Here is an 8866-nt window from a genome sequence, read left to right on the forward strand (position 1 = left end):
CCCGCCGCGCCCCATTGTGGCGTTGGGTGCGTCCAGCGCACCGAACGCCACATTGGGTGCGTCCAACGCAACCAACGCCACATTGGGGCGCATGAGCGGAGCTTCCGGCATCGCCCCGAACGTGTGAAGTCGGCCACAGCGCGGCGCGTCGCGCACCCAATTCCGGCGGCGCTCCCCGGCGCCCTTGCCCGCTTGGCTACGCTCCCGGTTCATGAGCGCCACCAAGTGGGAGTACGCGACCGTCCCCCTTCTGATCCACGCGACGAAGCAGATCCTCGACCAGTGGGGCGAGGACGGCTGGGAGCTGGTCACCGTGCTGCCGAACCCGAGCGGCGAGCAGCACGTCGCCTACCTGAAGCGTCCGAAGGGCTGATCCGCGTGAGCTGGAGCGAACGGCTGAAGGAGCTCGGCATCGAGCTGCCCGGCGTGGCCGCCCCGCTGGCCGCGTACGTGCCCGCCGTCCAGAGCGGCAACCACGTCTACACCTCCGGCCAGCTGCCCTTCGTCGGCGGCGTCCTCGCCGCGACCGGCAAGGTCGGTGCGGAGATCAGCCCCGAGGAGGCGAAGGGGCACGCCCGCACGTCGGTGCTCAACGCGCTCGCGGCCGTGCACGCGCTGGTGGGCATTGACAACGTCGTGCGGATCGTCAAGGTTGTCGGCTTCGTGGCTTCCGCGGAGGGCTTCACCGGCCAGCCCGCGGTCGTCAACGGCGCGTCCGAGCTGCTCGGCGAGGTCTTCGGCGACGCGGGCATCCACGCCCGCTCGGCCGTCGGCGTCGCGGAGCTGCCCATCGGCTCGCCGGTGGAGGTCGAACTGATCGTGGAGGTGCAGTGATGGACCCGGACATCGAGCAGTCCACCCACGAGCTGCTGCTCCGGCTGGCCGGGCGGCTGCCCGACCAGCTGCTGTGGCGGTTCCGCGACTGGCTCGGCGAGGGCGCCATGGGCACCCTCGCCCGGACCCTGCCGAGGTCTTTGCTTAAGCACAGGATCGACCTCGACCAAACGGAGTACCGCCTGCTCGTGGCCGGTCTCATCCCGCACGGCGCCGACTGGCACCAGGTCAGTTCGACGCTGGGGGTAGACGACGTCACCGAGAACCGGTACACATTCACGTCGAGTGCGCCCGAATGGGTTAACTCGGTCGACTCCGTGTCCGTGTTGATCCACGCAACGTTGCGGGGTCGCCCGGATGTGGGGGAAGTGCGGCAGAGCTGGCGACACGTCGGTGTGGTCGGGCAGGGCACGGCCAAGCGCGTCCTGCTGGTCACCGCGCTGAGCGGTCTGCCGAGGTTGACCGGCGAACTGCAGCGGGTGCTGCGGGTTCTGGGCGACGAAGAGCCCAGCGTCGAGGTCATCCCGCCGCGCTTCGACCTGCCGGGATACCACCGGGCCGCGCTGGCCGACTCAGAGCTGGTCTGCGTGGGCGCGGTGGCGGGGACCCGGCTAGTAGCCGCATAACGCTCGCCCGCCAGCGAGCTGGGAGGGAGCAAGGCAATGGTGGAGGTCCACGACGGCCCGCCCATGGACGGGTTCTCGGTGCCCCTGCGCCTGCACAACCTGTTGCTGGCCCTGGCGGGCCGGATCGACGACAGCGCGCTCACCGAAGCGCGTGAGCTGATCGCCCGGGCCCACATCGACGAGGCGGTCGAGCTGACCACCGGCACGCTCATCGCGGGCCGGATCCCGGTCAGCTCCGCCGAACAGCGCGAGCTGGCGCTGGTCCTCGAGATGAGCCGGTCGGACGCGACACTGGCGAACGACCTGCTGGTCGACGAGACCGAGCCGGTGAACACGCACCGGTTCAGCGGCGAGAACTCTCCGGAGTTCGGCATCGCCGAGGCGCTCGACCGGACGCTGCAGGTGCTGCCGGACGTCCGTTCGGTGCACGCGGTGTGGCGCAACACCCCGGCCGGCAGCGTGCCGGGTGCGTTGCCGCAGCGCGTGGTGCTCGTCGAGCTGGGGCCGGAGGGCAACCCGCCGGCCGTCGCGTTCCGCGTCGACACGGCGTTGCGCCGGGCCGGGATCCACTCGGTCGTCGAGGTCAGCGGTCCGGGCGTCGCGCACTCCGAGTACCACCAGGCCGCTTCGGCGGCCTCGTCGCCGGCGTGGGTGACCGGGAGCACGTCGTCGCCCGCGTCGACGTACCGATCGGAGCCGTCGAAGCCGTCGGCCTCGGCGACAGCTTCGGCGGAATCGGTCGCGGAGTCGGGCAGCCGGCACAGCATGCGGTCGAGCAGCACCACGACGGCACCGGCCGAGCCGGTCGCCCCGGTGGTGCCGATCGTCTCGCCGCCCGCCGAGCCGCCCCGCAAGGCGCGGTCCGAGACGCGGGCGGAGCGCACTGCCGACCTGACCCCGGCCGAGGTCGCGCAGCTGCGGCAGGCGCTGGCCGAGGACCCGGAGAAGGGCCGCGAGATCGCCGCGGGCAAGCCGTCGATGCACGAGGTCGTCGAGCTGCCCGCGCTGGACCTGGACGACCCGAGCCTGAGCGAGCGCGACCGGGCGCTGCTGCGCGAGCTGCACGCCGAGCTGGCCGAGCGCGAGCGCGCCGAGGCGGCGAAGATGCGGCTCAACGGCGCGTCCCGCTCCGGTGGCGACCAGCGCGGCTGGACCGCACCCTAGGTTCGTCTTCGGCCAAGGCGGAGCTTTCACGTGAAAGCTCCGCCTTTGCTGTGTCCGGCGTGCCACAACTGCGCGACGGGACGTCGGGTGGCGGAGGTATGTTGCCGAGGTGGAGCAGCCAAAGGAGTTTGTCTTCGACATCCCGGTCGGCGCCGGGGTGGCGACGCGCGCCAACGCCGACGGCCCGCCGGCGACGCCGAAGGACGCGGCCACCGTCATCCTGGTCCGGGACGGCGCCGACGGCGTCGAGATCTTCCTGCAGCACCGGGTCAAGGGCATGCCGTTCGCGGGCGGGATGACCGTCTTCCCCGGCGGCGGGGTCGACCAGCGCGACGCCGACGCGTCGGTGGCGTGGGCCGGTCCGGAACCGTCGTGGTGGGCTTCGCGGTTCGGCTGCGACGACGCGCTCGCCCGGGCGCTGACCTGCGCGGCGGTGCGCGAGACGTTCGAGGAGTCCGGAGTGTTGCTCGCGGGCAGTGCGGACGCGGTGCTCACCGACGTCACGCCGTACGCGGCGGCTCGCCAGGCCCTGGAGACGCGCGAGGTGTCGCTGGCCGGCTTCCTCGCCGACGCGGGGCTGACGCTGCGGGCCGACCTGCTGCGTCCGTGGGCGCACTGGATCACGCCCGAGGCGGAGCCGCGCCGGTACGACACCCGTTTCTTCGTCGCGAAGCTGCCCGAAGGCCAGGAGGCGGACGGTGCGACGTCCGAGGCGTCGGGCTCGGGCTGGCAGCGGCCGGAAGACGCGATCGCCGACGCCCGCGAAGGCCGCCGGATGCTGATGCCGCCGACGTGGCTGACGCTGAGCGAGCTGGCGGAGTTCGCCACCGCGGACGACGTGCTGAGCGCGCCGCGCGAGATCGTCCGGATCGCGCCGACGCTGATCCGCGAGAACGACCACGTCCGCGTCGTCCTGGAGAAGCGATGACTACCCCCGCGTACGGCGTGCTGCGCCGGGTGACCGAGACGGCGTCGGTGCTGCTGGAGAACAACCCGTCGTCGATGACGCTCGAAGGCACCAACAGCTGGGTGCTGCGGGCGACGCCGTCGAGCCCGGCTGTGGTCGTCGATCCGGGCTACCGCGACCTCGAGCACCTCGAGCTGCTGGCTTCTGTCGCTCCGGTCGAGCTGATCCTGCTCACGCACCACCACCCCGACCACGCCGAGGGCGCGCCGTGGTTCGCCGAACACGTCGGCGCGCCGGTGCGGGCGTTCGATCCTGCCCTGTGCATCGGCGCCTCGTCCTTTGTGGACGGTTCGGTGATCGAGGCGGGCGGCCTTTCTCTTCGGGTGCTGCACACGCCGGGCCACACCGATGACTCGGTGTCGCTGGTCCTCGACGGCCAGGTGCTCACCGGCGACACGATCCTCGGCCGCGGCACGACGGTGCTGCACGACCTCGGCGACTACCTGCGCTCGCTGCGGAAGCTGATCGAGCTGCCGGCGGGGACGGTGGGGCTGCCCGGGCACGGCCCGGAGCTGGCCGACCTGCCCACGACGGCGCGTGAGTACCTCGCCCACCGGGAACAGCGGCTCGACCAGGTGCGTTCGGCCTTGGAGACGCTCGGTGCGGACGCGACCCCGCGTCAGGTCGTCGAGGTCGTGTACGCCGATGTCGACAAGGCGCTGTGGGCGCCCGCCGAGTGGAGCGTGCAGGCGCAGCTGGACTACTTGCGGTCGGAGGAGAAATGAGCAACGTCGAGGTCGAGTTCTACTGGCGGCCGGGCTGCGGCTTCTGCGCGGCCCTGGAGCGGCCGCTGTCGAAGAGCGGCTTCAACGTCCGCGCGATCAACATCTGGGAGGACCCGGCGGCGGCCGCACGTGTGCGCGAGGTGGCGAACGGCAACGAGACGGTGCCGACGGTGATCGTCGGGTCCCGGGCCATGGTCAACCCCTCGTTCGCCGAGGTCGAGGCGGCGGTCAAGGCAGCTTCGGCCGGCTGAGTGCGTCGGGCCCCTCTCCGTGGAGGAAGGCGGCCCACACTTCGCGCAGCCCGGTCTCGTTCTCGAGGCCTCGTCGATGGCGTGGAGCTTTTCCCGCCGACCTTTTGGGCGAGTTACCGGAAGTCCAGCAGCTGGAGACGGCGCCGACGTATCAAGTGTGGACGGCCGAGCGACTAGCTCTGTATGGAGACACCTGAGGCATCTACAGGGCAAGGCAACGTCGGCATCTATGACGCCTTCCCCGGGTATCGGCTGCCCTCGGACCCGGAGGTCGACGCTGCGTTGAAGACTGCTCTGGTGGCGATCGACGCCAACGTACTTCTCAACCTCTACCGATACAACGATGACACCACTAAAGACCTCATCGGTGTTCTCCAGATGATCGGCGACAGGCTCTGGGTGCCACATCAGGCAATTCGTGAGTTCTGGCGCAATCGGATGAGCGTTCTCACCAGTCGGGAGACAGCCGCGTCGCAGGCTATAACTGCGTTCGCCAAGCAGCGACGGGCTACTGAGGACGCGATCAGGCAATGGGCGAAAGCGACTGCCATAGACGCAGCTCTTCGCGATGAATGGATCGAAAAAGCCAAGAATGTCTACGGCGAATTAGAGGATGCGGTCAGGCTGTCCGCGCCGGCGGTGCCCGCTGTGCGTGGTGGGGCACGCGATGAACCAGTATTGGTAAAGCTTGAGGCTCTGCTGGCAGGGAAGGTTGGTGCCGAGCCGGACCTCGACTCGTGGCAGGACGGAATCAAAGAGGGGAACCGGCGTGCCGTAGCCAAGGAGCCGCCTGGCTACCTCGATGCCGAGAAGGTTGCGTCCGACCTGCAGGAGGGGGCAGCGGGCGATTATCTGGTTTGGAGTCAGATCATGAGCGAGTCTGCCCGGCGCGGACTCGATGTCCTTCTCATCACGGGCGATGAGAAGGAGGACTGGTGGTGGCGGCATCGCTCGGACTTTCTGGGCCCGAGGACTGAGTTGGTCACGGAGCTCAAGAAGATGTGTGGTCGTCAACTCTATCTCATGCGTCCTGTCGATGTCCTCAGAAGGGCATCCGTTCTGCAGATCCATGTCAGAAGCGAATCCGTCGACGACGCCGCGCGAGTTTCTCGTGAGGCTCAGGCCAAGCCGCTCTGGTCGGCAGACGGCGTAGCTCAGTTGCTTGAACGTCTCGACGTGGAAGGCTGGGAACAGGCGGACGTCATCCGAGCCGCTGCACGGTCGGGTGGAACTATCGACCGCCAAGCCGTCTACGAAATCGCGCAATACAACGATGATCGCATGCTTCGAGGGTTTACCAGACCTGCCGCCCGGATAACACGTGACTTACAAGCTGAAGGCGTGGTGGCGGATGGTGTGCAGCCGGCGCTCGCGCCGATCTACCAAGGCAGTGTCAAAGCTGCCGCGTTCCGGATTCCGGTCGAGATGGTGGCGATCCTCGCCGACGATGAAACCTCCGACGACGGCACCGATTGATACTCGCGGACGATATGTCGATCGGTGACCTACCGGGCCAGCATCGGCATCAGGTAGTACGTCACCTCCACCTCCCCGGGCTCCGCCACCCGCAGGACGCACGCCCGCATCCCCGGCTGGATCGCCAGCGTCACCCGCTCGCCCGCGAACGCCGCCAGCGCGTCCAGCAGGTACCGGGCCTGGAACGACGGTGACGTCCGGCCGCCGCTCACCTCGGCCTTCAGCGTCTCCTCCGCTTCGCCCGTGTCCTGGCGGGCGCTCGCCAGGCGGACCTGGGCGCCGCCGACCTCCAGGGTCAGTACTCGCCTGTCCTCGGCGTACACCCCGACACGACGGACCGCCGCGGCCAAGGCGTCCGCCGGAAGTGTCACCGTTGTGTCCACCGCGCCCGTGGCGATCGACTCCTCCGACAGGAAGCCCGCGTCCAGCACCGCCGTGGCGACCAGGCCGTCCCGCCAGCTCAGGCCGAACCGGCCCGGGGCGAGGTGGAGCCCCACCACGCCGCTCGCCTGGCGAGCCGCCTCGGTCAGCAGGGATGCCGGGACCAGGACGTCCAGGGAACCCGGCGAAGACAGCGGCAGCCGGGCCACCGCCATCCGGTAGCGGTCCGACGCTGTCAGCGTCAGGCGAAAGCCCGAGGCCTGCAGGCGGACGCCCGTGAACAGCGGGAGCGGGTCGTCCTTCGCCGCCGTGCCCGCGACGATCCGCAGCGCCGAGGCGAACGCTGCTCCGTCTACTTCGGACACCTGCGCGGGCGGGTCCGAAGCAAGGTCGGAAGCGGGCAGCAGCGGCAGCGCGAACCGGGCGTTGTCCAGCCGCAACGCCAGGCGGCTGCCTTCGACGACTAGGCGCACCAGCTCGGCGTCGAGCACCTTCAGCGTCTCCACCAGCGGCGCCGCGGGGACGACGACCGAGCCGTCCGTGTGCGTGGTCGCCGGGCAGCCGAACCTGACGGCGAGGTCCGACGTCACGCCGGCGACCGTCAGCCCCGCCGCGTCGGCCTGCAGGCGAAGCCCGGTGCGGGCCGGCAGCAGGCGCGACGCGGCCGATACGGCCGCCGAGAGGCGGTGGGCAGGCGCGGTGACGTCCATGCCCGCAAGCTAGCGGACGGCACCGACAAAAACGGCCGAACTACGCGTTGACCAGCTCGGGAACCGGGGCGGACTCGGAAGAACGGACCGTCCCGCGCAGCAGCCACACGACCAGCGCGAGCAGCAGCCCGGCCACACTCGCCGCCAGGAACGCCGCGCCCGGGCCGGCGTGCTCGACGACGTACCCGCTGACCGACTGGCCGGCCGCCAGCCCCAGCGTCACCGCCGTGAGCACCCAGCCGAACGCCTCCGCCGCGGTCCCGGCCGGCGCGACCACCTCGATCGCCGTCGAGTGGGCCGTCGACTGCGGCGTGATCAGCGCGCCCGCCAGCAGCATCATCAGCGCCAGGCCCCACAGCGAAGACGGCCACGCCAGCAGCGCGACCAGTGCCCCGAACCCGCCGAGCAGCACCGGGAGCCGCAGGCCCAGCCGGCGCGGCCACGGCCGCAGGCTGTACGCGACGCCGAACGCGACCGAGCTGAGCGACCACGCCGACAGCAGCAGGCCACCCACGGACGCCTGGCCCGCTTCGGTGGCCGACGCCGGCACGGCGACCTCGACGAACCCGATCACCACACCGAAGCCCAGCGCGGCCAGCGCCAACGTCCGCATGCCCGGGCTCGCCAGCGCGCCCAGCAGCGACCCGTGCGATTCGGCGGACGGTCCCCACGCCCGCACGGCCGGGCTCAGCGCGAACAACACCGCGCCGGTGACCTGCAGCGCGACGCCCAGCACCAGGCCGGTCCCCGCCCACGGCGCCATGACCAGCAGCCCGGCCACGCCGGGGCCGAGGATGAAGAAGACCTCCATGCTGATCGCCTCGTACGAGAACGCCGCGTTGCGCGCGCCACCCGGGGGCAGCAGCCGTCCCCACAGCGCCCGCGACGCCGACCCGACCATCGGCTCGGACAGCCCGGTGAGGGCGCCCAAGGCAACGAGGACGGGCGTCGCGGCGTGCGACTCGATGGCCGTGACCAGCGCGGCCATCGCCATCGCCAGCAGGAGCGCGACGGCCAGCAGCGGCCGGGTCGGCCCGAACCGGTCGATCAGCCTGCCCTGCACCACGGCGCCGACCGACACCCCGACGAGTGAACCGGCCGAGACGAGCCCGGCGACGGCGAAGGAACCGGTCTCGCGCTGGACGTAGAGCAGGGCCGAAATGCCGATCATGGCGATCGGCAGGCGGGCGAGGACGGCCGCGACGGCGGGCCGCCGGGCCGCCCTGGTCGTCAGCGCGGTGCGGTAGTCGGCGAGGGACGTGCGGCTTTCGTGGTTCGAGGCAGACTGGGACACGCGTACAAGTATGCCGCAGAGTGGTACGTTGGTACCAGTTATTTTCCGGTCGCGTGCATCACCGCCGGCGGGGCGGTTCGGTGCGATAGGTCTCGATCGGGTAACGCCGGCGATATTCTCCGTGGACTCCTGCAACGAAACGGCTCAGGCGGCGTCCTTGAGAGTGAATGGCCTTGAATTCGTGGGTATGGGCCGTGATGGTTGAACGACAGCACAAAAACCCAGCTCCCTCCGGCACACGGGTCGGGGCCTGGCCCGGAGGGCGGGGAGCGCGGATCGTCGGGGGATGGTCCGCGCAACAACGAAGAGCCGGTGCGCCACGTCGGGGGTGGCGCCCGGCTCTTTGTTGTTGCCAAGGCACGAGATCCCGGAAAGCCGTGAAGGCCTCCTTCCCGGCTCTTATGGCCGGGAAGGAGGCCTTCACGGCCATGAAGCGTG

Annotated in this window: 10 protein-coding genes; 8 read left to right on the forward strand and 2 right to left on the reverse strand. The window is 70.3% G+C overall.

Going from position 1 to position 8866, the window contains the following annotated elements:
- The first annotated feature begins 211 nt into the window (after positions 1-211).
- The 8 genes from AB0G28_RS48630 to AB0G28_RS48665 all read left to right on the forward strand — a co-directional run bounded on the left by AB0G28_RS48630 (position 212) and on the right by AB0G28_RS48665 (position 6043).
- A complete protein-coding gene (locus AB0G28_RS48630; RefSeq protein WP_003068074.1) occupies positions 212-373 on the forward strand; it encodes a DUF4177 domain-containing protein in 162 nt (53 codons plus the stop codon).
- Between the two features lie 5 nt (positions 374-378).
- Complete coding sequence (locus AB0G28_RS48635) at positions 379-834, forward strand: RidA family protein (RefSeq protein ID WP_361106290.1); 456 nt, start codon at positions 379-381, stop codon at positions 832-834.
- Positions 834-1460 carry a hypothetical protein gene (locus AB0G28_RS48640; protein WP_361106292.1) on the forward strand — a complete coding sequence of 209 codons (627 nt, stop codon included), beginning with the start codon at positions 834-836 and terminating at the stop codon, positions 1458-1460. Before AB0G28_RS48635 ends, AB0G28_RS48640 begins: the two co-directional genes overlap by 1 nt.
- Positions 1461-1496: 36 nt before the next feature.
- On the forward strand, positions 1497-2624 hold the full coding sequence (locus AB0G28_RS48645; RefSeq protein ID WP_361106295.1) for a hypothetical protein: 1128 nt from the start codon (positions 1497-1499) through the stop codon (positions 2622-2624).
- Between the two features lie 109 nt (positions 2625-2733).
- Positions 2734-3552 (forward strand): NUDIX hydrolase, encoded by an 819-nt coding sequence (locus AB0G28_RS48650; RefSeq protein ID WP_361106298.1) that lies wholly within the window; start codon positions 2734-2736, stop codon positions 3550-3552.
- Positions 3549-4316, forward strand: a complete 768-nt coding sequence (locus tag AB0G28_RS48655) for an MBL fold metallo-hydrolase (protein ID WP_361106301.1) — start codon at positions 3549-3551, stop codon at positions 4314-4316. Before AB0G28_RS48650 ends, AB0G28_RS48655 begins: the two co-directional genes overlap by 4 nt.
- Positions 4313-4567, forward strand: a complete 255-nt coding sequence (locus AB0G28_RS48660) for a glutaredoxin domain-containing protein (protein WP_361106304.1) — start codon at positions 4313-4315, stop codon at positions 4565-4567. Before AB0G28_RS48655 ends, AB0G28_RS48660 begins: the two co-directional genes overlap by 4 nt.
- A gap of 297 nt (positions 4568-4864) precedes the next feature.
- On the forward strand, positions 4865-6043 hold the full coding sequence (locus AB0G28_RS48665; RefSeq protein ID WP_361106307.1) for a PIN-like domain-containing protein: 1179 nt from the start codon (positions 4865-4867) through the stop codon (positions 6041-6043).
- Between the two features lie 29 nt (positions 6044-6072).
- On the opposite strand, the gene AB0G28_RS48670 is transcribed toward AB0G28_RS48665, so the two are convergent.
- A complete protein-coding gene (locus tag AB0G28_RS48670; RefSeq protein WP_361106310.1) occupies positions 6073-7134 on the reverse strand; it encodes a DNA polymerase III subunit beta in 1062 nt (353 codons plus the stop codon).
- 40 nt (positions 7135-7174) lie between these two features.
- Positions 7175-8428 (reverse strand): MFS transporter, encoded by a 1254-nt coding sequence (locus AB0G28_RS48675; RefSeq protein WP_361106313.1) that lies wholly within the window; start codon positions 8426-8428, stop codon positions 7175-7177.
- Positions 8429-8866 lie beyond the last annotated feature (438 nt).

The sequence above is a fragment of the Amycolatopsis sp. NPDC021455 genome (assembly GCF_040640995.1).
Classification (GTDB): Bacteria; Actinomycetota; Actinomycetes; order Mycobacteriales; family Pseudonocardiaceae; genus Amycolatopsis.

What these genes read in the sequence shown, in the direction of transcription:
- AB0G28_RS48655 (WP_361106301.1), top strand. Translation starts at nt 3,549, where the DNA reads ATGACTACCCCCGCGTACGGCGTGCTGCGCCGGGTGACCGAGACGGCG.
- AB0G28_RS48640 (WP_361106292.1), top strand. Translation starts at nt 834, where the DNA reads ATGGACCCGGACATCGAGCAGTCCACCCACGAGCTGCTGCTCCGGCTG.
- AB0G28_RS48660 (WP_361106304.1), top strand. Translation starts at nt 4,313, where the DNA reads ATGAGCAACGTCGAGGTCGAGTTCTACTGGCGGCCGGGCTGCGGCTTC.
- AB0G28_RS48670 (WP_361106310.1), bottom strand. Translation starts at nt 7,134, where the DNA reads ATGGACGTCACCGCGCCTGCCCACCGCCTCTCGGCGGCCGTATCGGCC.
- AB0G28_RS48645 (WP_361106295.1), top strand. Translation starts at nt 1,497, where the DNA reads ATGGTGGAGGTCCACGACGGCCCGCCCATGGACGGGTTCTCGGTGCCC.
- AB0G28_RS48630 (WP_003068074.1), top strand. Translation starts at nt 212, where the DNA reads ATGAGCGCCACCAAGTGGGAGTACGCGACCGTCCCCCTTCTGATCCAC.